General features: G+C 66.1%; 22 protein-coding genes. 14 read left to right on the top strand and 8 right to left on the bottom strand.

The genetic code is table 11. The features are described from left to right. Positions 1-43 precede the first annotated feature (43 nt). Both BDW16_RS19800 and BDW16_RS21535 read left to right on the top strand, forming a co-directional pair. Positions 44-1,495: an AMP nucleosidase gene (locus tag BDW16_RS19800; protein WP_066581175.1), complete on the top strand. Its 1,452-nt coding sequence runs from the start codon at positions 44-46 to the stop codon at positions 1,493-1,495. Between the two features lie 105 nt (positions 1,496-1,600). Beyond that, the gene (locus BDW16_RS21535) at positions 1,601-2,113 is read left to right on the top strand and encodes a hypothetical protein (protein ID WP_066581178.1); all 513 of its coding nucleotides are present in this window, start codon (positions 1,601-1,603) and stop codon (positions 2,111-2,113) included. Between the two features lie 144 nt (positions 2,114-2,257). Here BDW16_RS21535 and BDW16_RS19790 read toward each other — a convergent pair whose 3' ends face one another. The 3 genes from BDW16_RS19790 to BDW16_RS19780 form a co-directional block, all read right to left on the bottom strand. Then, complete coding sequence (locus BDW16_RS19790) at positions 2,258-3,079, bottom strand: hypothetical protein (protein ID WP_125958869.1); 822 nt, start codon at positions 3,077-3,079, stop codon at positions 2,258-2,260. Positions 3,080-3,170: 91 nt separating this feature from the next. After that, positions 3,171-4,997: a M2 family metallopeptidase gene (locus BDW16_RS19785; RefSeq protein ID WP_066581181.1), complete on the bottom strand. Its 1,827-nt coding sequence runs from the start codon at positions 4,995-4,997 to the stop codon at positions 3,171-3,173. 63 nt (positions 4,998-5,060) lie between these two features. Beyond that, positions 5,061-5,813 (bottom strand): alpha/beta fold hydrolase, encoded by a 753-nt coding sequence (locus tag BDW16_RS19780; protein WP_066581183.1) that lies wholly within the window; start codon positions 5,811-5,813, stop codon positions 5,061-5,063. A 127-nt stretch (positions 5,814-5,940) separates the two neighbouring features. Between BDW16_RS19780 and BDW16_RS19775 the strand changes: the two genes are divergently transcribed. The 3 genes from BDW16_RS19775 (at position 5,941) to BDW16_RS19765 (ending at position 9,026) form a co-directional block, all read left to right on the top strand. Further along, a complete protein-coding gene (locus BDW16_RS19775; protein ID WP_066581208.1) occupies positions 5,941-6,384 on the top strand; it encodes a MarR family winged helix-turn-helix transcriptional regulator in 444 nt (147 codons plus the stop codon). Then, positions 6,377-7,438: an HlyD family secretion protein gene (locus BDW16_RS19770; RefSeq protein ID WP_066581184.1), complete on the top strand. Its 1,062-nt coding sequence runs from the start codon at positions 6,377-6,379 to the stop codon at positions 7,436-7,438. Before BDW16_RS19775 ends, BDW16_RS19770 begins: the two co-directional genes overlap by 8 nt. A gap of 76 nt (positions 7,439-7,514) precedes the next feature. Beyond that, positions 7,515-9,026, top strand: a complete 1,512-nt coding sequence (locus BDW16_RS19765; RefSeq protein ID WP_241910314.1) for a DHA2 family efflux MFS transporter permease subunit — start codon at positions 7,515-7,517, stop codon at positions 9,024-9,026. Here BDW16_RS19765 and BDW16_RS19760 read toward each other — a convergent pair. Continuing rightward, entirely contained in the window at positions 8,974-9,618 is a 645-nt protein-coding gene (locus BDW16_RS19760) for a DUF2238 domain-containing protein (RefSeq protein WP_066581191.1), read from the bottom strand. The genes BDW16_RS19765 and BDW16_RS19760 overlap by 53 nt on opposite strands. Before the next feature lie 11 nt (positions 9,619-9,629). Continuing rightward, complete coding sequence (locus BDW16_RS19755; protein WP_066581192.1) at positions 9,630-10,655, bottom strand: aspartate-semialdehyde dehydrogenase; 1,026 nt, start codon at positions 10,653-10,655, stop codon at positions 9,630-9,632. A 320-nt stretch (positions 10,656-10,975) separates the two neighbouring features. Between BDW16_RS19755 and BDW16_RS19750 the strand changes: the two genes are divergently transcribed. Together BDW16_RS19750 and BDW16_RS19745 are read left to right on the top strand one after the other, a co-directional pair. Continuing rightward, on the top strand, positions 10,976-11,950 hold the full coding sequence (locus BDW16_RS19750; protein ID WP_066581194.1) for an alpha/beta hydrolase: 975 nt from the start codon (positions 10,976-10,978) through the stop codon (positions 11,948-11,950). After that, a complete protein-coding gene (locus tag BDW16_RS19745) occupies positions 11,947-12,465 on the top strand; it encodes an RNA pyrophosphohydrolase (protein ID WP_066581195.1) in 519 nt (172 codons plus the stop codon). The genes BDW16_RS19750 and BDW16_RS19745 overlap by 4 nt, the downstream gene beginning before the upstream one ends. 200 nt (positions 12,466-12,665) lie before the next feature. On the opposite strand, the gene BDW16_RS19740 is transcribed toward BDW16_RS19745, so the two are convergent. Continuing rightward, a complete protein-coding gene (locus BDW16_RS19740) occupies positions 12,666-14,036 on the bottom strand; it encodes an IS1380 family transposase (RefSeq protein WP_066582092.1) in 1,371 nt (456 codons plus the stop codon). 264 nt (positions 14,037-14,300) lie between these two features. Here BDW16_RS19740 and BDW16_RS19735 point away from each other — a divergent pair, with 264 nt between their 5' ends. The 7 genes from BDW16_RS19735 (at position 14,301) to BDW16_RS19705 (ending at position 20,854) form a co-directional block, all read left to right on the top strand. Then, positions 14,301-14,549, top strand: a complete 249-nt coding sequence (locus BDW16_RS19735; protein WP_125958865.1) for a hypothetical protein — start codon at positions 14,301-14,303, stop codon at positions 14,547-14,549. Between the two features lie 89 nt (positions 14,550-14,638). Beyond that, positions 14,639-15,544, top strand: coding sequence for a DUF481 domain-containing protein (locus tag BDW16_RS19730; RefSeq protein WP_066580614.1), 906 nt, complete (start codon positions 14,639-14,641; stop codon positions 15,542-15,544). Positions 15,545-15,607: 63 nt separating this feature from the next. Beyond that, complete coding sequence (locus tag BDW16_RS19725) at positions 15,608-16,648, top strand: serine hydrolase domain-containing protein (RefSeq protein ID WP_066580612.1); 1,041 nt, start codon at positions 15,608-15,610, stop codon at positions 16,646-16,648. Positions 16,649-17,118: 470 nt separating this feature from the next. Then, on the top strand, positions 17,119-18,324 hold the full coding sequence (locus BDW16_RS19720) for a hydrolase (protein WP_066580610.1): 1,206 nt from the start codon (positions 17,119-17,121) through the stop codon (positions 18,322-18,324). After that, the gene (locus tag BDW16_RS19715; RefSeq protein WP_066580608.1) at positions 18,321-19,331 is read left to right on the top strand and encodes an arginine N-succinyltransferase; all 1,011 of its coding nucleotides are present in this window, start codon (positions 18,321-18,323) and stop codon (positions 19,329-19,331) included. Before BDW16_RS19720 ends, BDW16_RS19715 begins: the two co-directional genes overlap by 4 nt. After that, on the top strand, positions 19,318-20,574 hold the full coding sequence (locus BDW16_RS19710; protein ID WP_066580606.1) for an N-succinylarginine dihydrolase: 1,257 nt from the start codon (positions 19,318-19,320) through the stop codon (positions 20,572-20,574). The genes BDW16_RS19715 and BDW16_RS19710 overlap by 14 nt, the downstream gene beginning before the upstream one ends. Before the next feature lie 64 nt (positions 20,575-20,638). After that, complete coding sequence (locus BDW16_RS19705) at positions 20,639-20,854, top strand: hypothetical protein (RefSeq protein WP_066580603.1); 216 nt, start codon at positions 20,639-20,641, stop codon at positions 20,852-20,854. Positions 20,855-20,925: 71 nt separating this feature from the next. On the opposite strand, the gene BDW16_RS19700 is transcribed toward BDW16_RS19705, so the two are convergent. After that, a complete protein-coding gene (locus tag BDW16_RS19700) occupies positions 20,926-22,935 on the bottom strand; it encodes an acetyl-CoA carboxylase biotin carboxylase subunit (RefSeq protein ID WP_066580601.1) in 2,010 nt (669 codons plus the stop codon). A gap of 18 nt (positions 22,936-22,953) precedes the next feature. Beyond that, positions 22,954-23,340: a lysozyme inhibitor LprI family protein gene (locus BDW16_RS19695; RefSeq protein WP_066580600.1), complete on the bottom strand. Its 387-nt coding sequence runs from the start codon at positions 23,338-23,340 to the stop codon at positions 22,954-22,956. Position 23,341 lies beyond the last annotated feature (1 nt).

Below are 23,341 nucleotides of genomic sequence, written 5' to 3'. Positions count from 1 at the left end.
CGCCAGTCTTGCTAATGTCATCCTGGCGCATTAGCCGTGGAAGATGACAACAGCAGAAAACATCGTCGCCGAACTGGATCGGCTTTACACAGCGTCCGTCACCCGCCTTCAAGACGCCCTTACTCTTTATCTGACACAGGGTACTCCGCCGGATCCGGCGCGCCGCAAGGACGGCAGCTTCGCCTATCCCGAGATTCGCGTCAGCTACCGCAACGAAGTCGATCGCCCGACGCCGGCGCGCAGCTTCGGCCGCCTCGTCACGCCTGGCGACTACGCCATCAGCGTGACCAAGCCGGCAATGTTCGCCGACTATCTGGTCGAACAGCTCACCCTGCTGATCGAGGACTATGACGTCGAGGTGACCGCGGTTCCCGGCCGACAGGAGATCCCCTTCCCCTATGTTCTCGATCCCGGCCATGCGCTGCGGCTGGACGAGGTCTCGGCGCTGGAGCTGGCGCGCCACTTCCCCGCGACCGAGCTGGCGCATATCGGCGACGAGATCGCCGACGGCACCTGGATCAGTCTGGACCAGACCCGCCCGCTCGCACTGTTCGACGGGCTGCGCACCGACTTCAGCCTCGCCCGACTGCGCCACTATACCGGCACCCCATCGGAGCACAGCCAGCAGTACATATTGTTCACCAACTATCATCGCTATGTCGATGAATTCGTTCGCTGGGCATGCGCGCAGCTGGGCGCGAACGAGGCTGGAGAGGACAGCCGCTTCACCGGCGTTTCCGGTCCCGGCGGCATCGTCATCCGTGCGGGCGACGACCCTGAAACGCTGCTCACCGACGGCGCCTGGCGCCGGCACCAGATGCCCGCCTGGCATCTGATGGCCGAGGATGGCACCGGCATCACGCTGGTCAATATCGGCGTCGGGCCGTCCAACGCGAAGACGATCACCGATCACCTCGCAGTGTTGCGGCCCGAGGCATGGATGATGATCGGCCATTGCGGCGGCCTGCGACCCAGCCAGCGGATCGGGGACTATGTCCTCGCTCACGCCTATCTGCGCGACGATCACGTCCTTGATGATGTGCTGCCGCCCGAAATCCCCGTCCCCGCCATTGCCGAGGTCCAGCAGGCCCTTGCACGTGCCGCCGAAGTCGTTTCGGGCCAGTCGGGCGAGGAACTCAAGCGCCGCCTGCGCACCGGCACGATCGTCACTACCGACGATCGCAACTGGGAATTGCGCTTCTCGCGCTCGGCGCTGCGCTTCTCATTGAGCCGTGCCGTCGGCGTGGACATGGAGAGCGCGACGCTTGCCGCTCAGGGCTATCGCTTCCGCGTCCCCTACGGCACCCTGCTCTGCGTCTCGGACAAGCCGCTTCACGGCGAGCTCAAGCTGCCCGGCCAGGCCAACCGCTTCTACGAACGCGCGATCGCCGAGCATCTCAAGATCGGGATCGAGGCGTGCGAACAGCTCCGCCGCGAGGGCGCCAAGCTTCATTCGCGCAAGCTGCGCGCGTTCAACGAGCCGCCGTTCAGATGAACGGCGGCGGCGCTGCGCCGCCCTTCCCGCCAGCCATCCTGCATTGACGGTGGAAACCGATTTGCTTCACGGTGGTTACAGACACGAAACCACTGGAGGATCGTGATGGCCAAGGCGCCGACCAAGACGACGACCGACGGGGCCGAGGCCCCGGCCGCAAAGAAGCCCGCCGCGCGGAAGGCGCCGGCCAAGAAGCCCGCGGCAAAGCCCGCTGCTGCGCCCAAAGCGGAGGCCAAAGCTCCGGCCAAGGCCGCTGCCAAAGCTGCGCCGCCCCGCCGCAAGGCTGCCGCGCGCAAGCCCGCGGCGACCGCGGCGAAGCAAAAGGCTCCGGCCAAGCCCAAGGCCGCGTCCAGCGGCCCGCGCGCCGCCGCGCAGGCTGCAGCCGCCAAGGTCAGCGCCGCTGCCCAGTCGGCTGCGCATACCGTCAGCGAATCCGCGCCGGCCCAGTTCGTCGCCGAGAAGCGCGAGCAGATGGGCGACCGCAACTTCTTCGCCTCGGTGATCGGTGGCGTCGCTGCGATCGGCGCGGCGGCCGCGGGAATCTTCTACGCGGTAAGAAAGGGGGGCGGCGGCTCCGCCGGCACCCCGGCCGCCAAGGACGGCAAGCCGAAGAAATGACGACCCGCGCCGCGCCTCATCGAGGCGCGAGCGCGAAGCCGTTCCACAATGTCACGCGCGGGTACACCTCACCCGCCGAGATCGGTGTTCCGACATTGCCCGGCATGAAAAGCGACGTCATGGGCTCGCCGCCGAAATAAGGTGCTACTTCTTCGCCGGCCGGCAATCCTTCAGCCAGATCTGGGACCGGCCGGCCTCGTAGCTGTCGAACATACCCGTCATCTCGACATGCTTGTCCGGCTTGAGGCCCAGTGCGAACACACCCTGCCCTTTCGCCAGCACGCAGATAACCGCTAGGTTCGCGGTCGAACGCCCCGGAACGATGTCGGTCAGCATGTTGGCAAGCAGCTTGTACTCGACGCGATAGCTGTCGCCCATCGCATCGACCGAGGCGACGGGGCCATAAAGGGTGAAGGACTTGTTGCGGTAACGCAGCGGGATCGCCGCCGGGTTCTTGTTCGCCTCACCGCTCAGGTCCTGGGAGAAGCGCAGCACGCTCATCCGCAGCGGTGCCGCCGCGGCGGTCTGCGTTCCCATGCCCCTGGCTGCCAGCGCCTGCCCAGCCTTGCCGCCCTTGAGCTGCGCCAGGATACCGCACATCTCGGCCTTTGCCGCGGCTTCGGGCACGCCCATCGCGCCGCGCAATTTCGCTTCCATGCGGACCGAACCAACGCCACCGGCCTCGGTCGCGGCGATCTCGATCGGGAAGGAACGCGCCTTGCCGGTCGCGGGCTGCTCGATCAGCATCGACCCGCCTTCGGGCTCGGCGACCAGCACGTCATAACCCTTGGCGGCGACGATGCCCTTGAGCTGCCCGATCGCACTGTCCGGCGCCATTCCCGGCACCGTGGTCGTCGCGATGAAACGCAAGCCGGTCACCGGATTGCCCTTCTTGACGAAACCATCCTCGCACGGTCCCGCATGGGCCGTGCCGGCAGCGCCCAGCAGCGCCGCAGCCGTCAACATCAGCTTTCTCATTGGCTCCCGCTCCCCACTATTGATTGCAGCATAGACGGACTGGCGGATCGCAACCCGCCAGTCGGTTTGTTTCCCGCACTTACCAGCCGGTCGGCTTGCCCTTGTTCTGCTCGTCGAGCCATGCCTTGAGCGGCGCGAAATACTCGACCATCGCGGCGCCGCTCATCTCGCGGCTGCCGGTGAAGGCTTCGAGCGCGTCGGGCCAGGGCTTGGACGCGCCCATTTCAAGCATCGCATCGAGCTTCTTGCCCACGTCCTTGTTGCCGAAGAACGAGCAGCGGTGGAGCGGCCCCGTCCAGCCTGCCTGATCGCATGCTGCCTTGTAGAACTGGAACTGCAGCAGCCGCGCGAGGAAGTAGCGGGTGTAGGGCACGTTGGCCGGAATATGGTACTTCGCGCCCGGATCGAACTTGGTCTCGTCGCGCGCGACCGGCGGGGCGACTCCCTGATATTGCAGCCGCAGCGCATCCCATGCGCCCTGATAGCCGGTCGGCTTGATCCCGCCCGAGAAGACGCCCCAGCGCCATTTGTCGATCAGCAGGCCGAACGGCAGGAACGCCACCTTGTCCATCGCCTGGCGCAGCAACAGCCCGGTGTCCTTGTCCGCGCTCGGCACCTTGTCCTTGTCGAGCAGGTCGATCGAAACAAGGTAGTCCGGCGTGATCGACAGCGCGACGAAATCGCCGATCGCCTCGTGGAAGCCGTCATTGGCGCCGGTGCGGTACAGCAAGGGCTGCTTGTTGTATGCGCGCTGGTAGTAATTGTGGCCCAGCTCGTGATGGATCACGACGAAGTCGTCGCCATTCACCTTGATGCACATCTTGATGCGCAGGTCGTCGACATTGTCGAGGTTCCAGGCCGAAGCGTGGCACTGAACCTCGCGGTCGGCAGGCTTCACGAACAGCGAGCGCTTCCAGAACGTGTCCGGCAGCGGCGCGAAGCCGAGCGAGGAATAGAAGCCCTCGCCGGTCTTCACCATCTTGATCGCGTCATACTTCTTCGCGTTGAGCAGATCGGTGACGTCATAGCCCAGGTCGCCCGAACCCGGCGGTGCGACGAGATCGTAGATATTACCCCATTCCTGCGCCCACATATTGCCGAGCAAATCGGCGCGGATCGGGCCGGTCTTGGGCTGGACGGCGTCGCCATATTTCTCGTTGAGCTTCCAGCGGACATAGGTGTGGAGCGACTCGTAGAGCGGCTTCACCTCGTTCCAGAGCTTGTCGGTAAGCTTCGCGAACTCCTCGGGCGGCATGTCGTAGTTCGAGCGCCACATCGCGCCGACATCCTTGAAGCCCAGCTCGCGCGCGCCTTCGTTGAGCAGGCCGGCCGCGCGCTGATAGTCAGCGCGCTGCGGTGCGCCGACATTGTCGTGCCAGCTCGTCCACATCTCCTTGAGCTCGGCCGGGTTGCGGTTGGTGCCCATCGCCGCCTCGATGTCGCTGCCGTTGATCGGCTGCCCCTTCAGCGTGCCCTTGCCGGTCCCGTAGACCGTCTGCATGTCGGTCTGCAGCTTGGAAAGCGACGCCGCGGCGCCTGCCCGGGTCGGCGCAGGCGAAGTGATGCCGCTGCGCAAGATGTCGAGCTGGCGCTTCGTGTCGGGCGACAGGCCGCTCACCTTATCGAACCTCGCCGCTTCCAGCGCAAAGCGCACCGCCATCTCGGTGCCTTCGGCGCCGCTCTTGGCGACCAGCGCAGACGTGTCGTCGTTGATATAGGTCGCGTAGAGCCACTGGATCCGCGCATCGTCCTCGGAGAACTCGCTATACTCCTTGGTCGCGCGCTCGAGGAACGCGTCGGCTGCCGCCGGAGTCGCGGCGCCGGGCGCCACCTTCTTCTCCTGCGCGACGGCAGGCGCCGCCAGCAGCATGGCAAGCGCGATGGTCGAAATTCCGGTGCGGATCATGGGCCCCTCTTAAGACTCGTGTTTTGGGATAGCGGCGGACACTGCGCCCGCCCTCGGAACGGGTCAAGCAGTCAGGAATGTTACGATCGCGTCGCCCAGTTCCGCACGCGTCACCGCGCTCATATGGTTGCCTGGGATCTCGACGAAGCGGCCGTCAGGCAGCATCCCGACCAGCCCTTCGAACGATCCTACCTCGTCGTCTGCCTCACCGCCGACGACCAGCACCGGCAGGTCGAATGTCGCGACCTCGGCTTCCGGCGTATCCACGAAGGTGTCGAGGATGCCGAGCAGCGCCTGCGGATCGCCGCCGGTGGTCTTGAGGAAAGCCTGCGACATGAACTCCTTGTCGCCGTGCCTGAAGCTGCCGAAGTTGGTCAGCACCCGCCGGAAGAAGCCCGCGCGCCGCCCGGTATCGACCACGCCCTCGTCGCCCAGCCCCGACAGCACCGCCCGGCGCGGCCGTGGCGCGATACCGCGCGCCAGCACGCGGACAGTGGTCCGCGCACCCAGCGAATAGCCGCCAAGGTCGTAATCGGTCAGACCAAGGTGCTCGATGAACGCCTCCGCATCCATCGCCAGCGCGTCGGGCGGATAGGCCTCGCTCCCGTGCGGCCGCCCGCTTTCGCCATGCGCGCGCAGGTCGGGCATGATCACGCGGAAGCCGGCCTCCACCAGCTTCGCGGCGGTGCCATATTTGATCCAGTTGGTGTTGGCGTCCGAGAAATAGCCGTGGATCAGCACCACCGGCCTGCCCTCACCCATCTCACGCCACGCGATCCGGGTGCCGTCGAAGCTCTCGAAAAACTGAGTCTGCATCGCTGCGGGATGCCGCACTTTGCCGTACCATGAAAGCCTTGCTGGTTGCACAGGATGCAATCGTCAAATCTAACAATGCAATTCGTGAGCCTCGCAATATATAAGCGTGCTTATTATGTCGCGCGCCATGACCGACTCACTTGGCTTCCTGATCAGCGATATCTCCCGCCTGATGCGCAAGCGCTTCGACGAGCGCGCGCGCCTGATCGGCGTCACCCGCGCGCAATGGCGCACGCTTTCGATCCTCAAGCGACATGAGGGCAGCAATCAGGGCATGCTCGCCGAGCTGCTGGAAATCGAGCCGATCACGGTCGGCCGCATGATCGACCGGCTCGAGGAAGCGGGACTGGTCGAGCGCCGCCGCGACCCCGCCGACCGCCGCGTCTGGCGCATCCACCTGACCGAGAAGGCGCAGCCGGTGCTCGCCCAGCTCCGCTCGCTCGCCGATGCGATGTTCGACGAGATGATGACCGGCATTGCTCCGGAGGAGCGCGAGCAGATGCACAGCGCACTCGCCATACTCCACGCGAACCTCACCCTCGATGAGACCCGAAAGGCCGCCAATGGCTGACGCAGACCCCAAGCTCGATCCTGCCGAAGCGATCGAGATCGCTGCCCCTGCCCCCCGCAAGCGCAACTGGCTGCGCCCGATCCTGATGTTCGGGGTGCCGCTGCTGCTGATCGCGGCGGTGGGAAGCTGGTGGGCATTGTCAGGCGGAACCGTCTCGACCGACAACGCCTATGTCCAGCAGGACAAGGTCTCGGTCGCCAGCGACGTCGCCGGTCGTATCGTCGAGGTCGCGGTGAAGGAGAACCAGCCGGTCAAGGCCGGCGACCTGCTCTTCCGTATCGACCCCGAGCCCTATCGCATCGCCCTCGAACAGGCGAACGCCGCCGTCGCCAATGCGCAGGTCCAGGTCGGCACGCTCCAGGCGAGCTATGCCGGCACCGGCGCCGACATTCAGGCCGCGCGCGACCGCATCGCCTCCGCGCAGGAGGATTATGACCGGCAAAAGGCGCTGATGGACCGCGGCTTCACCACTCGCGCCCGCTACGAACAGGCGCAGCACTCGGTCGAGCAGGCCAAGGCGAGCTACCAGAGCGCCGTCGCCAGCGCCGCTGAGGCGCGCTCCAAGCTCGCCGACGGCGCCGCCGTCCCCGGCGTCAATCCTGCCATCGCCGCCGCCCGTGCCCAGCGCGACAAGGCCGCGCTCGATCTCTCGCGCACCGCGCGCTATGCCCCCGTCGATGGCATCGTCAGCCAGGCGGACCGGCTTCAGGTCGGCCAGATGATGATGTCGGGCCTGCCGGCCGTCACCGTCATCCGCTCTGGCGGCTCGTGGGTCGAGGCGAATTTCAAGGAAACCGATCTCGACAAGATGCGTGTCGGCCAGCCGGCCGAAGTGAGTTTCGACGCCTATCCAAAGCTCAAGCTCAAGGGCCATGTCGCCTCGATCGGCGCGGGCACCGGCAGCGAATTCTCGGTGCTCCCGGCCCAGAACGCCAATGGCAACTGGGTCAAGGTCACTCAACGCGTGCCCGTCCGCATCGCGATCGACGAGAAGAGCCCGCGCGAGCTGATCGCCGGTCTCTCTGCCGATGTGAAAGTGGATGTGAGCAAGTAAGCCGCGCGATGGCCACCGCCGCCGCCTCGCCCGCTGCCGCCGCACCCGCCACGCCCCCTCGGGCGCGGCGCTGCCGGTGCGCAACAAGGGGCTGCTCACCTTCGGGGTGATGCTGGCGACGATCATCCAGATCCTCGACACCACCATCGCCAATGTCGCGCTGCCGCACATGCAGACCTCACTGGGCGCAACGGCGGACACGATCACCTGGGTACTGACGAGCTATATCGTCGCCTCGGCGATCGCGATTCCGATCACCGGCTGGGTTTCCGACCGGATCGGCTCGCGCAACCTGTTCCTCATCTCGATCGTCGGCTTCGTCGTCGCCTCGGCGCTGTGCGGCATGGCCCAGAATCTCGAAGAGATGGTGTTCTTCCGCGTGCTCCAGGGCATCTCGGCGGCGTTCATGAACCCCCTCAGCCAGACGGTGATGCTCGACATCAACGAGCCGAAGGACCAGCAGCGGGCGATGGCCGTATGGGGCATGGGCATCATGATCGGCCCGATCCTCGGCCCCGTCCTCGGCGGCTATCTGACCGAGAATTTCAACTGGCGCTGGGTGTTCTACGTCAACCTCCCGCTGGGCGCGATCTGCCTCGTCATCCTGTGGTGGCTGCTGCCCAGCCGCCCGATCCGCAAGCGCGGCTTCGACGTGTTCGGCTTCTCGCTGCTCGCCATCGGCATCGGCGCGCTTCAGCTGATGCTCGACCGCGGCCAGGGGGAGGACTGGTTCAGCTCGGCCGAGATCTGGGTCGAGATGCTCGTCGCGGTCATCGCGCTGTGGATGTTCGTCGTTCACATGGCGACCGGCAAGAACCCGATGTTCGAGCGCGGGCTGTGGAAGAACCGCAACCTCGTCACCGCCCTCGCCTTCATGCAGGTCGTCGGCGTCGTGATGATGGCGACGATGGCGCTGCTCCCGCCGATGCTCCAGACTCTCTACGGCTATCCGGTGGTCGATACCGGCCTGCTGCTGATGCCGCGTGGCATCGGCGTGCTGGTCACCATGGCGCTGTCGGCCCGGCTGATCGCGCGCGGCCTCGATCCGCGCATCGCGGTCGGCCTCGGCTTCGCGCTCGCAGCCTGGTCGCTCTACGACATGACCCAATGGACGCTCGAGATGGGCAGCACGCCGTTCATCGTCTCGGGCTTCATCCAGGGGCTGGGCATGGGCCTGATCTTCATGCCGCTGAACGGCATGGCCTTCGCCACCCTCGCCCCGCACCAGCGCACCGAAGCGGCGAGCCTACTCAACCTGTCGCGCAACATCGGTGCGTCGATCGGCATCTCGGCGGTGACGACGGTGCTCGCGCGCAGCAGCCAGACCAGCCATGCCGATCTCGCCCAGCACGTCACGCCCGAACGGCTCCAGACGCTCGATCCCGGCCTGCTCGCCAATCTCGGCGGCTCGACCGATACGCTGCTGGCAATGGCCAATGCAGAGGTGACGCGCCAGGCGGCGATGATCGCCTATTTGAATGACTTCAAGGCGATGATGATCGTCACCGCGCTCGCGATCCCGCTGGTGCTGTTCCTCAAGAAGCCGAAGGGCCGGGTAGAGAACGATCCGGCCGCTGCGGGGCACTGATCCACGGCAACACTGTGAGGCACCCCAGCAGCGCCAGCGCCATGTCCTTGGGCGCGTCGAACATGTCGCCCTGCTGCCCGTTATACTGATCCGCCGCCTCGGCGTTCATGCCGATCGTCAGCATCCATTCGAAGATCTCGTAGAGCGCGCCGATCGCCAGCACCGCGAGCACCATGACGACGATCGCCATGCGCCGTGTCAGCCCGGCATAGCGCATCCCGATCTCGACCAGCGGCCGGGCGAAGCACAGGCCGGACGCGAAATGCACCAGCCGGTCGAACATGTTGCGCTTGAACCCCAGCGCATTGTCGATGCTGAACCCGAACGCCGCCTGCCCCCAGGCGTCATAGGGCACGCTGCTATAGGTCCAGCGCGCCGCGAACAGGTGAAGCAGGATGAAGGCGCCAAGCCAGCCGACACTGGCATCGCTCAGCGGCCAGCGCCGCAGCGCCCACCAGCCGAGAACGACGCCGATAACGACCGGCCCGACCTGGAGCCAGGTATTGGGCGGATACACCGCCCCCACCGCGCTCAGCGGCACGCCCGCCAGGCAGGCGAGCAGCCACCATCGCTGCACGGCGGGAGGGCGCATCCCCCTATCGATCACGCCTTTTTGAGGTGCCGGCGGCCGAGCAGTTCGGCGATCTGCACCGCGTTGAGCGCCGCGCCCTTGCGGAGGTTGTCGCTCACGCACCAGAAGGCGAGGCCATTCTCGACGGTCACGTCCTCGCGCACGCGGCTGACGAAGGTCGCATAGTCGCCGACGCACTCGACTGGGGTGACGTAGCCGCCATCCTCGCGCTTATCGACCAGCATGATGCCGGGCGCCTCGCGCAGGATCTTCTGCGCGTCCTCGGCCGACAGCTCGCGCTCCAGCTCGACATTGACCGCTTCGGAGTGGCCGACGAACACCGGCACGCGCACGCAGGTCGCGGTCACCTTCACCTTGGGATCGAGGATCTTCTTGGTCTCGACGACCATCTTCCACTCTTCCTTGGTGTAGCCATCGTCCAGGAAGCTGTCGATGTGCGGGATCACGTTGAACGCGATCTGCTTGGTGAACTTCTTGGGCTCGGCCTGATCGCCGACGAAGATGTTGCGCGACTGTTCGAACAGCTCGTCCATGCCTTCCTTGCCGGCGCCCGACACCGACTGATAGGTCGCAACGACGACGCGCTTCACACCCGCGGCATCGTGCAGCGGCTTGAGCGCAACGACCATCTGCGCGGTCGAGCAGTTCGGGTTGGCGATGATGTTCTTGGCCTTGTAGCCGTCGATCGCCTCGGGGTTCACCTCAGGCACGATCAGCGGGACGTCCGGGTCCATGCGGTAGAGCGACGAATTGTCGATCACCGTGCAGCCCGCCGCGGCGAAGCGCGGGGCGTGGACCTTGGTCGCCTCGCTGCCGATCGCGAACAGCGCCATGTCCCAGCCGGTCGGATCGAAATGCTCGATATTCTGGATCTTATACTGTTTCCCGGTCTCGCCGAAGTCGACCATGTCGCCGGTCGAGCGCGACGAGGCGAGCACCGCCAGCTCGTCGATCGGGAATTCCCGCTCGGCCAGGATGTTGAGCATCTCGCGGCCGACATTGCCGGTAGCGCCTGCGACAACGACACGATAACCCATGTGAGACCCTTTCATGCGGTCAAGCCACCCGGAATTCGGGCAGCGACATAGTCATTTTTCGGTGGGAAGTCAGCGGGCCGTTCGCCCGCCGGTTGAAGATGTTTCGCGGCATAACCCGAACGCCACGACCGGCTGGTTCAGCGGGTCGCGTTCCGGGTGGTCATAATGGGCCGTTTTCGAAACATGAGCGCGCCCCTAGCAGCCAAATTACGCGGGCGATAGCGAATTTCTTCTTTCGTTGCGGCAAAGCGCGGGTTCATCCGGTGGACGCAGCGGCGGGGCGTCGCCTAGAACGGGCCAGTTCCTCAGGAGATGACCCCTTGGCCGATCCCTATGTCCGTCCGGACGTCCGTGTCTTTCTCGACATGCTCGCCGCGATGCCCCAGCCCGAATGGCCGCCGCAGCCTGCGGTCTTTCGCGCGCAATATGCGGGGATGAAGGATCTGGTCGATCTCCCGCCCGGCGACCTCGCGGTGATGCGCGACCTCGCGATTCCCGGCCCCGCCGGCACCATCCCCGCCCGGCTGTTCGACGCGCGCGAGCGCCGCGAACCCGGCCCGGTCGTCGTCTATTTCCATGGCGGCGGCTTCGTGATCGGCAATGTCGATACCCATGCATCGATCGTCGCCGAAATGGCGCGCACGCTCGATCTGCCGATCGTATCGGTCGACTATCGCCTCGCTCCCGAACACCCCTGGCCCGCCGCCTCCGACGATGCCGAGTCCGCGGCCCGCTGGGTCGCCTCGAGTCCCGCCGAACTTGGCCGCGCGGTCACCTCGATCGCACTCGCCGGCGACAGCGCGGGTGGACAGATGTCGGCGGTTGCCGCGATCGAGTTTCGCGACAATCCCGCCGCAGTGCCGGTGATCGCCCAGCTGCTCATCTACCCCGCCGCGGATCTGCGCACCGACTATCCCTCGCTCGACAGCTTCGGGGAGGGCTATCTGCTCACCAGACGAAGCCTCGACTGGTTCGCCGAATGCTATGCCGCCGACACCGCGCACCGGCGCGCATCGCCGATGGCCAATGACTCGCTCGCCGGGCTGCCGCCCGCGGTGATCGTCACCGCCAGCCTCGATCCGATCCGCGACCAGGGCCGCGCTTATGCCGCCGCGCTGATCGGCGCCGGCGTGCCGGTGGTGTTCCGTGAGGCGGCGGGCAATATCCATGGCTTTATTACGCTGCGCCGCGCGATCCCGTCCGCGCAGGGCGATGTCGCGGGCATGCTCGTCGCCTTCAAGGACGTGCTGGTCGAGGCCGAGGGCAATCGCGTGATGATGCAGGCCGCGGCATGAAGGACCTCGCTTCCCTCCCCTACCGTCCCTGTGCCGGGGTGATGCTGCTCAGCCGCGACGGGCAGGTCTTCGTCGGCCAGCGTCTCGATTCCACGCTCGAGGCCTGGCAGATGCCGCAGGGCGGGATCGACCCGGGCGAGGACGCGCTGGAGGCCGCCTATCGCGAGCTCTGGGAGGAAACCGGCGTCGTCCGCGACGCGGTCGAGTTCGTCGCGGAAGCGCCCGAGGAGCTGCAATACGACCTGCCCGACGATCTGATCGGCAAGGTGTGGAAGGGCAAGTGGCGCGGCCAGCGCCAGCGCTGGTTCCTGTTCCGCCTCACCGCCGGCGACGAGGCGATCGACATCGCCACCGCCCACCCCGAATTCCGCGCCTGGCGCTGGATCGACCCGGCCGAGCTGCCGCATGTCATTGTCCCGTTCAAGCGCGCGCTCTATGTCCGCCTGCTCGAACTCTTCGCCGAACCACTGGGCTTTCCGTCGAGCGAACCCGATCTCGGTGGTAACGCAGTTTAAGCCCTCTCCCTTTCAGGAGTTGCTTCACTAACCTCTCCTATTCACGAGGCCGGGATTTTGGGCTGTTCTGATTGTGTTCAGCCGATAGCGGTTTGACCTGGGCGAGCGCCATCGGCGGTGTTTTTCACCGTGTCAGGAGCGATGGGCTTTTCAGGGTTGAAGGACGAGGGCTCGGGGTCTGGGCGGCGCTGCCGCGCTGGCTATGTAGGAGTTGGCCGGAAGCTGGTGGCGATGTCTTTGAACACGCTGGCATCCGGGCAGGCTGAAGCGAAGGCAATGCGGATACGCGAGGCGCTTTCGATGACGCGGGCAGCGACCTTGAGCAGCCGCAGGCGCAGGGTCGCGAACTCGGCAGCGGCCAGCGCGGTGGCCTTGGGAATGGCCTGCTGGATGCGCCACATCAGCCAGTAGGCGGCGGTGTGCAGAATGAGGCGCATCTGGTTGGCATTGGCTGAGCGGCACGAAGTGCGATCGCTGGCGAGCTGCGACTTGTGGCGCTTGATCAGGTTCTCGGCCTGGCCGCGCGCGCAGTAGAGCGTGTCGTAGATATGCTCGGCCGATCCGTCCTGAAGCGAGGTAACGACATAGCGGATGTCCATACCCAGCGTGCTGGCCTCGATCCGGGCGACGACGCGGCGCCGACACTTCCAGCTTTTGGCGCCGTAGCGGGTCTCGGCATAGTTGCGCAGGACGGGGTATTGGCGCTGAGCGCGCTTGACCGCGCAGGCATCGGCGGCCGCGACGATGACCGGATCGGCACGCAGCGCGGCGTTGGTTGGCAAGCCGAACACGTAATCGACGCGGTGCGCCTCGCAGAACGCCATGACCTCGGGCCGCCCATAGTGCCCGTCACCACGGATGGTGATGTGGGTATCGGGCCAGTGCCGGCGGATATGGCGCACCAGGCGCCGGATGTGGCCGGCAGCTTCGGCGCCCGACGGCGTCTTGCCGGTCCGCAGCAGCATCGCCACCGGGCGGCCGGTCGCAGTGTCGTAGACGTGGATCGGCAGGAAGCAGCGCTCACCGTGATGACCATTCCAGAACGACAACTGCTGGTAGCCGTGGACGACATCGCAGGTATCATCGATGTCCAGCGTCACCGCCGCCGGCGGGGCGGGATAGCTGGCGCAGTAGATGTCGATCATCGCACCCATCATCCTGGCCAACTCACGCGTGGTCGGTGCATTCTCCCACCTGCTCATCGTCGGTTGGCTCGCAAGCCCGGCACCTGATCCCGGCAACTTGCCCAGCGCCAGGCGGAAGCCTGGATCGTCGCGCAGGGCATCGAGATCATCGGCATCCTCATAGCCGCAGGCGATCGCGAACGTGCGGGCACGCAGGATGTCATCGAGGCGATGGATCACCCGCGCAGGATCGCGCGGGTCGGCAATGCAAGCCGCAAGCCGACGGCAGATCCCCATCGCGCGCTCGGCCTGCGCCAGCAGCAGCACACCGCCATCCGAGGTCAGCCGGCCACCGTCGAACGCGGCTGTGAGCTTTTTGCCGCCAATGGCTGGAAACGAAAATCCAAGCGCGTTATCCTCGCTCTCGGCGGGTGTGGCCTGTGGCATTTTTTGCCTCGCTGCAGGACTGGTCTAGACACCCATTTTCCTACTGCAAAGCAAACGCTTACGCCACTCCCGCCAACCCTTCACCCCCACCGCGGTGAATAATTCAGGCTAAATTTGCGCATGAGCCGGACAAGAACGGCAACGTGATACGCCGAACGCGCATGCAATGGCATTGAAATAGATACAACCAGATCGGAATGCAAAATGGAAAGTAGAGATTTCACGCGGGAAATATCAAGATACCGATATCGCAACACAGACTACATGTTCTTTCTGGAGCATTATAGAGATGGATTCGGCATCCTCATAGAGAACGCCGAATCAAAGTATGATCTTAAACACCATGCCAGCCGTGAAGATTCCGAAGGTAAGGTTGTGTGGCACATTTCCTGGCATCCTTCATGGGGTTCTGAAGATCTTCCGGAAACCGGGCGCAAGATTTGCGATCTGGTTCGTGAATTCCTCGTTTTCTATGAACCGGATAAGCAAGTCGAAGTCTTGTTCGGCCGATAAGTCCCATCAAGCGGGGGCGATGCGGGCCGGTAACGACATGTCGCCACTCGATCTCGATTTTGCCGCATTGCCGCATTAACAGGACGCCCATGCGCCGGACGATCCCCCTGATCCTCGCCCCGCTGCTGCTCGCAAACGCGCAGGCGGACGAAGCCCCGCCCGAGATGCCTGACACGGTCAAGGCAATGCTCGACGCTGCGATGAAGGCGGGCGACGAGGCCGCGGTCAACGCCATCGTCAAATATGCCAAGGCCGCCGACAAGGCGAGCGTCGAGGTCGCCGAAAAGGCGGCGGGCTCATGGAAGCGCGAGCGCCGCGAGGCTGCCGAACGCCGCGTGCGCGAGGCCCGCTTCCTCGATCTGGTGAAGGGCCGCGCCGAACTGGGCGGCTATGTCACCACCGGCAATTCCGAGACAGTCGGCCTCACCGGCGTGCTCGACGTCAAGCGCGAGGGGCTGCAATGGCGCCACAAATGGCGCGCGCAGGCCGACTATCAGGAAAGCCTCAACCGCGTCGTCCGCGAACGCTATCTCGCCAGCTACGAGCCCAACTACAAGGTCAACGACCGCCTCTACGCCTATGGTGCGGCGCTGTTCGAAAGCGACCGCTTCCTCGGCTTCAACGAGCGCTACTCGGTCTCGGCCGGGGCGGGCTACACCGCGGTCAACGACGGCAGGCTGCGCATCGATGTCGAGCTCGGCCCCGCCTATCGCCACACCGCCTTCACCGACGACACGATCGAAAGCCAGATCGCCGCACGCGGCAAGCTCGATCTCGACTGGAAACTTTCGTCCGCGATCACGCTCAGCCAGGACGCGTCCGCCTATCTGCAGCAGGCGAACAGCACCATCACCACCAAGACCGCGCTGCGCGTCCGCCTGTTCGGCCCGCTCTCGACGCAGATGTCCTACGCCGTGAACTATGAAAGCACGCCACCGGCCGGACGCAAGACGACGGACACGACGAGCCGCGCATCGCTGCTGATCGATTTCTAGGTACGCATGTCCGCAACCGGCTCCACGAACCGCAGCTGGTCAAGGCGGCACTTGATCGGCGCTATGGCGGCGACGCCCTGGCTCTTGCCCGGGCGCCCCACTGCGTCCGGACTCACGCCCGGCCCCCTTGCCGACCTGCCGCTGGATGGTGCGCCAGGCCTCGCCGCAGGCGTGGTTCGCAACGGCAAGGTCGTGATTGCCGGAGGCGAAGGATCGGTCCGCAGCGGATCGCAGACCGCGCCGGATGCGCAGACAGTTTTCGAGATCGGCTCGCTCACCAAGATCTTCACCGCATCGTTGATCTTCCAGCTCCAGGAAGAAGCCAGGCTCCGGACTGAAATCCCGATCGGCAGCTATGTCGCAGAGCTTCCGGCCCGATGGCGCGAGCTCACGCTTGCCCAGCTGCTCAGCCACACTTCGGGTCTTCCCGAGTATCTCGACGAGAGCAATTTCTTCGCGGTCATGGGACAGGATCTCAAACCGCGGGAAATTGTGGCGATGGCGACCGATCGGCCCATGCAGTTCGCCCCCGGCGAAAAGCACGCCTATAACAATCTCGGCTTCATTCTGCTGGGGATGGCCGCGGAAGCGGTGACCGGCAACGGCTATTGGGACGAGCTGGAGCGCCGGTTCTTTGCCCCCGCCGGCATGTTATCGACCGGCCCGCGAAACCGCCTGCCCGGCAACGCACCCTGCGCCTCGGGCCATTTCTGGAGGGGCGACAGCTATGAAGACAACCCGCCTCGCAGCGCACCGGGCGCAACCTGGTCGGCAGGCGGCCTGCTCTCGACCGCCGCCGACATCAACCGCTGGTCGGTTGCGCTCGATCGCGGAACGATTCTCAGCGCCGAGGTTCGCCGGAGGATGTGGACGCCCGCCCAGCTCGCCAACGGCCAGCCCGCCGGATGGGGCTATGGCTGGGAGGTCGAGACTGTCGGCGGACGGACAATCGTCTCGCACGGCGGTGGCACAGCCGGCTTCTCCTGCTGGTATCGCCGTGACGTCTCGCAACCGCTCTCCACGATCATCCTGACCAACCAGAATGGTCGCGCGGACCCCAAGGCGATGACCGGCAGGCTGCTGGAACTGATGGCGCGCGGCTGAGTGTCCTTTAGCCGCCGCTGGTGACCAGCGCGGAGAAGATCCGGCCCTCGCCTGCTCGATCTGCATATCGGGTCCGCAATGATCCATCCCAGCAGCGCGGCGCTCGGGCAAGATGACCCGTCTTGCTCGGTTCAGCCTGGTCAGCGTCGTACAGGTCGCACGGGCCAATTCTGCGGAATTGGGTCGGAGCCTTCCGCACACGGTCCGGGCCGCCGCCTTGCAATGTAGGATTCCCCCTGCCCCACTCTCCGTGCCCGGTATGCCGGGCCGCCCTTTGACGCCGTAGATCAGCGCCTGACACCCGCACAGAAAAACGCGCCAAAACCGTCAACTCCGTCAGCCCTTGCGGACGCGCAGGGGCGTGACCTTTGGGACTTTCCAGAGCGTCCGGCGCCCCAACCGGTACCGCAGGAAACTTTCCACGCACCGGGGGTTCACCCGCCGCGTATCACCCGATACACCTGCCGCGCATGGCTCTCACCGCAATCGAATCCGCCGCGATCGAGCACGCCCGCGCGGCCCCGATGCTCGCTCAGGTCGAACGCTGGGTCGCGGTCAACAGCGGCACGCGCAATCTTCCCGGTCTCGCCACGATGGCGGATATGCTCGCCAGCGCCTTTGCCGCGCTTCCCGGCGACCCGACCCTCGTCGATCCCGCGCCGGTCGAGACCGTCGATACCAGGGGCGAAGTCCTCCCGCTTGCCCATGGCCGCCACCTCCATCTGCGCGTGCGGCCAGAAGCGCCGGTCCAGATGCTGTTCACCGGCCATATGGACACCGTCTTCCCCGCCGATCACCCCTTCCAGTCTGCGACCTGGCTGCCCGACGGCCGTCTCAACGCGCCGGGGGCGGCGGACATGAAAGGCGGGATCGCCGTAATGCTCGCCGCGCTCCGGGCCGTCGAAACAACGCCCGCCGCCGAACGCTTCGGCTATGAGGTCGTGATCAACTCGGACGAGGAGACCGGCTCCTTCGCTTCCGCCGCGCTGATCGCACAGGCAGCCCAGGGCAAGGTCGCCGCACTCACCTACGAACCCGCCCTTCCCGACGGCACATTGGCCGGCGCACGCGGCGGCACCGGCAATTTCTCGATCGTCGTCCATGGCCGCAGCGCCCATGCCGGCCGCAATCCGGAGGAAGGCCGCAACGCGATCGTCGCCGCCGCCGACCTCGCCCTGCGCCTCGCCGCTGCGAAGGGCGAGGGCCTCGCGGTCAACCCCGCGCGGATCGAGGGCGGCGGTCCCAACAATGTCGTGCCCGATCTCGCCATCCTGCGCGTCAATTTTCGCCCCGCCTCGCATGAGGCGATCGCCCGCGCCGCCGCATTGGTCGAGACCGCGACCGCCGAAGTCGCCGCCGCGCACGACGTCCACATCCATGTCCATGGCGGCTTCAACCGCCCTCCCAAGCCCCTCGATCCCGGCGCCGAGCGGCTGTTCGGGCTGGTCAAGCAGGCCGGCGCGGATCTCGACATCCCCGTTGCGTGGAAGGCCACGGGCGGGGTGTGCGACGGCAACAACATCGCCGCCTGCGGCGTGCCCGTGGTCGACACCATGGGCGCCCGCGGCGGCGCGATCCATAGTGCAGAGGAATTTCTTATCCCTGAAAGCCTGCCCGAGCGCGCCGCGCTCTCCACCCTCACCATCCTGCGCATCATCGAGAAGGGCCGCGTATGACCTTCCTGATCCGCCCCGCCCGCGAAGACGACCTTCAGGCGCTCTATGAGATGGCGAAGCTCACCGGCGGCGGCTTCACCAATCTGCCGCCCGAAAAGCCGGCGCTGCGGGCCAAGCTCGAGCGCAGCGCGCTGGCCTTTTCCCGCACCGACGATGCGCTCAAGGACGAGCTGTTCGTGCTCGTGCTCGAGAATAGCGAAACTCACGAAGTCCGCGGCACCTGCCAGATCTTCACCCAGGTCGGCCAGCGCTGGCCCTTCTACAGCTATCGCCTCGGCATCGAGACCAAGCACAGCGAGGCGCTCGCGCGCACCTTCCGCGCCGAAATCCTCAGCCTCACCAACGATCTGGAAGGCTGCAGCGAAGTCGGCGGCCTGTTCCTCCACCCCGGCGAGCGTGCCGGTGGCCTAGGCATGCTGCTCGCCCGCAGCCGCTATTTGTTCATCGCGATGCATCGGGCCCGCTTCGGCGACCGCGTTCTCGCCGAACTGCGCGGGGTGATTGACGAGGCCGGCGGATCGCCATTCTGGGACGGCGTCGCGGGCCGCTTCTTCGGCATGAACTTCCAGCAGGCCGACGAATTCAATGCGATCCACGGCAACCAGTTCATCGCCGATCTGATGCCCAAGCACCCGATCTACACCGCGATGCTGACCGAGGGTGCGCGCAGCGTGATCGGCCTGCCCCACCCCTCCGGCCGCGCCGCGATGCGGATGCTGGAACAGGAGGGCTTCGCGTTCGAGAACTACATCGACATCTTCGACGGCGGCCCGACCATGACCGCCCGCACCGATCAGGTGATGACCGTCCGCGATTCGCGGACCGACAAGGTCGTCGACATCGCCGATGGCGGCAGCGCCAGCATCATCGCCCGCGGCACGCTGAGCGACTTCCGCGCCTGTCACGGCCGCATCGGCCTCAGCGATGGCGGAGTCACCGTGGACGCCATGTCCGCATCGATCCTCGGTGTCGAAGCGGGACAAGAGGTTCGTCATGCCCCGCGTTGAGATCAATTTCGACGGGTTGATCGGTCCCAGCCACAATTATGCCGGCCTCAGCCCCGGCAATCTCGCCGCGACCCGCAACAGCGGTGCCGTCTCGCAACCCCGCGCCGCCGCGCTTCAGGGCATCGCCAAGATGCGCGCCAATCTGGCGCTCGGGCTGACCCAGGGCATATTGTTGCCCCACGCCCGCCCCGACCATCGCTGGCTGGACTCGCTCGCGACGAGCTACACCGACGCCGCCGCGCACCTCCAGGCACAGGCACTGTCGGCCTCGTCGATGTGGGCCGCCAACGCGGCGACCGTCTCTCCGGCCCCCGACACCGCCGACGGCCGCTGCCACCTGACCGTCGCCAATCTCGTGACGATGCCGCACCGCAGCCACGAATGGCCGGGGACGCTGGCGCAGCTGCGCCTCGCCTTCGGCAACGACGCCTTCCGGGTCCACGGCCCCGTTCCCGCCCCGTTTGGCGACGAAGGCGCCGCCAACCACATGCGCCTCTGCCCGGAGCATGACGCACCCGGCGTCGAAGTGTTCGTCTATGGCGTCTCCGGCGGGCCCTTCCCCGCCCGCCAGCACCGTGAGGCCAGCGAAGCCGTCGCGCGCCGCCACGGTCTGGACCCGGCCCGCACGCTGTTCGTCCAGCAGTCGGAAGCGGCGATCGCCGCCGGCGCCTTCCACAACGATGTCGTCGCGGTCGCCAATGGCCGCGTCCTGTTCGCGCATGAGCAGGCATTCGCGGACAAGCAGGGCTTCTACGCCGACCTCCGCCGCGTGATGCCGGAGGTCGAGATCGTCGAGGTGCCCGCCTCTGCGGTCAGCCTTGCCGACGCCATCTCCTCCTACCTGTTCAACGCGCAGCTGGTGACCCTGCCCTCGGGGGAGACCGCGCTGGTCCTCCCAACCGAGGCGCGCGACACACCGAGCGTCTGGGCCTGGCTTCAGGCGCATGTCGCCGGGAACGGCCCGATCCGGCATCTGGAGGTGGTCGATGTCCGCCAGTCGATGGCCAATGGCGGCGGCCCTGCGTGCCTCCGCCTGCGCGTCGTCGCCGATCCTGCCACGATCGATCCGCGCTTCCTGGTCGATCCGGGAAAGCTCGATCGCATCGCCGCGCTGGTCGAGATGCACTGGCCCGAGACGATCGCGCAGGACGAGATCGGCGACCCGGCGCTGATCGCCCGGATCGAAGCGGCCCGCGCCGCGCTGCTCGACCTGCTGGGAATCGTCGAGTTAATTGACAGCTAACCATATCGATTGGCGCGGAATCGCGGTTTTCCGCCACTGGCCCGCTTCTTGCGTCAATCCGGCCATGCTTGCCCGCGTCAAACGCCTGTTCACCATCAAGACCCGTTTCGAAGCCTTCATGGTGATCTACGCGCTCGGCGTCGGCGCAGTAGACCGCGGCCTGCACTATCTGGAGCAATATCCCGGCATGGGCGGCTGGATGCTCTTCGCCGCCTGCCCGATCACGGTGTTCATGGCCGGCGCGCGGATTCTGGACTCGCTCGATACGGAATTGAACTAGCGCCCGCCAGCCGACGATCTCCGTCATGCCCGCCTGCGCGGGAATGAGGAAATGGATCGGTTGTCGTCAGCCTATTCGAACTCGAGGATCGCCGCGTCTACCGCTAGGCTCTCGCCCGCGCCGAAATTCACCGCCTTGACCACGCCCGTCTTCTCGGCGCGCAGGATGTTCTCCATCTTCATCGCCTCGACCACGGCGAGCGGCTGACCGGCCTCGACCTTGTCGCCCACCGCAACCTCGACCCGCGTCAGCAGGCCCGGCATCGGTGCGAGCAGGAAGCGGCTCATGTCCGGCGGAATCTTCTCGATCATGTGCTTTGCCAGCTCGGCGACACGCGGGCGATAGACCTCGACGCGATGCGCCGCGCCGCGGGTCGTCAGCACCCAGCCGGTCCGCGTCTTCGCGACCCGCACCGCCAGTTCGCCATCGTCGCCGCGCGCCACCGCAATCCGGTCGCCCGGCGCCCATTCGACGCTGCCCTCGACCAGCTCGCCATCGACGATCGCGCCGTCGCCCAGCGACACCTCATGCGCGATCGCGGCCAGATGTACGACCCAGTCGCGCTTCGCCACCGGCATCGCGCCCAGCTGGCCCGAGATCATCGACGCGCGCTCCGACTGTCGCCAGCTCAACACCGCTGCAATCGTCGCGAGCCGGCGGGTCAGCATGGCATCCGCCGGCGCACCCGCGAACCCTTCGGGATATTCCTCGGCGATGAATCCGGTGGTGAGTTCGCCCGACCGGAAGCGCGGGTGCTGCATCAGCGCGGAGAGGAAATCGATGTTGTTGCCGAGCCCCTCCAGTTCGAACCGGTCAAGCGCCGCGACCTGCAGATCGGCCGCCGCATCGCGCGTCTGTCCCCAGGTGATCAGCTTGGCGATCATCGGGTCGTAGAACATGCTGACCTCGCCGCCCTCGGCAACGCCATCATCAACGCGGACATAGCCCTCGCCACCAACCTCGCCATAGGGCGTGTCCTGCGCCGCGGGCGGGCGATAGCGCACCAGCCGCCCGGTAGAGGGCAGGAAGCTGCGATACGGGTCCTCGGCATAGATGCGGTTCTCGATCGCCCAGCCCGTTAGCTTCACATCGTCCTGCCCGAAGGCCAGCGTCTCGCCCGCCGCGACGCGGATCATCTGCTCGACCAGATCGAGGCCGGTCACCGCCTCGGTCACCGGATGCTCGACCTGAAGCCGAGTGTTCATCTCGAGGAAGTAGAAGCCCTCGCCGCTGGTGTCGGCGCCGCTGACGATCAGTTCGACCGTGCCCGCGCTGTAATAGCCCACCGCCCGCGACAGCGCGACCGCCTGTTCGCCCATTTTCCGGCGCATCTCCGGCGTGACGAAGGGCGATGGCGCTTCCTCGACAACCTTCTGGTGGCGCCGCTGGATCGAGCATTCACGCTCGCCAAGGTAGACGATGTTGCCATGCTGGTCGCCCAGCACCTGAATCTCGATATGCCGCGGGCTCTCGATGAACTTCTCGATGAACACGCGGTCGTCGCCGAACGATGCCAGACCCTCGCGCTTGGTCGCCTCGAAGCCTTCGCGCACATCCTGCTCGCTATAGGCCAGCCGCATCCCCTTGCCGCCGCCGCCGGCCGATGCCTTCATCATTACCGGATAGCCGATCTCGGCGGCGATCTTCACCGCATGCTCGGTATCGTCGATCACCCCGACGAAACCGGGCACCACGTTGACGCCCGCTTCCTTGGCGAGCTTCTTGGACTCGATCTTGTCGCCCATCGCCGCAATGGCCCCCGGCGGCGGCCCGACGAACGCGATCCCCGCCTCCGCGCACGCCCTGGCAAAGCTCTCGCGCTCCGACAGGAAGCCATAGCCGGGATGGATCGCATCCGCGCCGGTCGCCTTCGCCGCCGCCAGGATCAGCTCGGCCTTCAGATAGCTTTCCGCTGCCGGCGCCGGCCCCAGCCGAACCGCCTCATCCGCCATCAGCACGTGGGGCGCGCGCGCATCGGCATCCGAATAGACCGCAACCGTCGCGATCCCCATCCGCTTGGCGGTACGGAACACGCGGCATGCGATCTCGCCACGGTTGGCGACCAGGATCTTCTTGAACATTCGGGTTTCCCTGTTGAATCAGTTCTTGCGCAGATCGATCAGCTGTTCGGTACGATCGCGCGTCAGCGCTTCCCTGCAGCCCCACACGAGCATCGGCTCGGCCGATCCGCCGCGCATCTGGTATCCCATCGTCCGGCAATGCGCGTCGCGAAAGGCGATCCACGCGCGCTGCGCTTCGGTCAGCGCTGCGGCATAGCCGGGGCGCGTATCGCCCGCCGGATGGCTGCCCGGCTCGGCATCGAGCTTGCGCATGATCGCCATCGTCTGCCTGTACTCGGCGTTGAGCAGCGCATCGGCCTTGGCGAAGGATTGCTGCGCGCACTGCGTCATCGCGGATTGCGTGACCGCATTGTCGCAATCGATCGTCTGCGTCTGCGCAGCGGCGAGCAATGTCAGCAGGATCATG

Source organism: Sphingomonas koreensis, from assembly GCF_002797435.1.
In the GTDB taxonomy this organism is placed as follows: Bacteria; Pseudomonadota; Alphaproteobacteria; order Sphingomonadales; family Sphingomonadaceae; genus Sphingomonas; species Sphingomonas koreensis.
The sequence above is the reverse complement of the archived record's forward strand: the minus strand, read 5'-3'. Positions and strand labels throughout refer to the sequence as shown.

What these genes read in the sequence shown, in the direction of transcription:
- BDW16_RS19705 (WP_066580603.1), top strand. Translation starts at nt 20,639, where the DNA reads ATGCTTGCCCGCGTCAAACGCCTGTTCACCATCAAGACCCGTTTCGAA.
- BDW16_RS19740 (WP_066582092.1), bottom strand. Translation starts at nt 14,036, where the DNA reads ATGCCACAGGCCACACCCGCCGAGAGCGAGGATAACGCGCTTGGATTT.
- BDW16_RS19790 (WP_125958869.1), bottom strand. Translation starts at nt 3,079, where the DNA reads ATGTTGACGGCTGCGGCGCTGCTGGGCGCTGCCGGCACGGCCCATGCG.
- BDW16_RS19785 (WP_066581181.1), bottom strand. Translation starts at nt 4,997, where the DNA reads ATGATCCGCACCGGAATTTCGACCATCGCGCTTGCCATGCTGCTGGCG.
- BDW16_RS19720 (WP_066580610.1), top strand. Translation starts at nt 17,119, where the DNA reads ATGGCTCTCACCGCAATCGAATCCGCCGCGATCGAGCACGCCCGCGCG.
- BDW16_RS19800 (WP_066581175.1), top strand. Translation starts at nt 44, where the DNA reads ATGACAACAGCAGAAAACATCGTCGCCGAACTGGATCGGCTTTACACA.
- BDW16_RS19700 (WP_066580601.1), bottom strand. Translation starts at nt 22,935, where the DNA reads ATGTTCAAGAAGATCCTGGTCGCCAACCGTGGCGAGATCGCATGCCGC.
- BDW16_RS19780 (WP_066581183.1), bottom strand. Translation starts at nt 5,813, where the DNA reads ATGCAGACTCAGTTTTTCGAGAGCTTCGACGGCACCCGGATCGCGTGG.
- BDW16_RS19730 (WP_066580614.1), top strand. Translation starts at nt 14,639, where the DNA reads ATGCGCCGGACGATCCCCCTGATCCTCGCCCCGCTGCTGCTCGCAAAC.
- BDW16_RS19770 (WP_066581184.1), top strand. Translation starts at nt 6,377, where the DNA reads ATGGCTGACGCAGACCCCAAGCTCGATCCTGCCGAAGCGATCGAGATC.
- BDW16_RS19735 (WP_125958865.1), top strand. Translation starts at nt 14,301, where the DNA reads ATGTTCTTTCTGGAGCATTATAGAGATGGATTCGGCATCCTCATAGAG.
- BDW16_RS19760 (WP_066581191.1), bottom strand. Translation starts at nt 9,618, where the DNA reads ATGCGCCCTCCCGCCGTGCAGCGATGGTGGCTGCTCGCCTGCCTGGCG.
- BDW16_RS19725 (WP_066580612.1), top strand. Translation starts at nt 15,608, where the DNA reads ATGGCGGCGACGCCCTGGCTCTTGCCCGGGCGCCCCACTGCGTCCGGA.
- BDW16_RS21535 (WP_066581178.1), top strand. Translation starts at nt 1,601, where the DNA reads ATGGCCAAGGCGCCGACCAAGACGACGACCGACGGGGCCGAGGCCCCG.
- BDW16_RS19755 (WP_066581192.1), bottom strand. Translation starts at nt 10,655, where the DNA reads ATGGGTTATCGTGTCGTTGTCGCAGGCGCTACCGGCAATGTCGGCCGC.
- BDW16_RS19710 (WP_066580606.1), top strand. Translation starts at nt 19,318, where the DNA reads ATGCCCCGCGTTGAGATCAATTTCGACGGGTTGATCGGTCCCAGCCAC.
- BDW16_RS19715 (WP_066580608.1), top strand. Translation starts at nt 18,321, where the DNA reads ATGACCTTCCTGATCCGCCCCGCCCGCGAAGACGACCTTCAGGCGCTC.
- BDW16_RS19695 (WP_066580600.1), bottom strand. Translation starts at nt 23,340, where the DNA reads ATGATCCTGCTGACATTGCTCGCCGCTGCGCAGACGCAGACGATCGAT.
- BDW16_RS19775 (WP_066581208.1), top strand. Translation starts at nt 5,941, where the DNA reads ATGACCGACTCACTTGGCTTCCTGATCAGCGATATCTCCCGCCTGATG.
- BDW16_RS19745 (WP_066581195.1), top strand. Translation starts at nt 11,947, where the DNA reads ATGAAGGACCTCGCTTCCCTCCCCTACCGTCCCTGTGCCGGGGTGATG.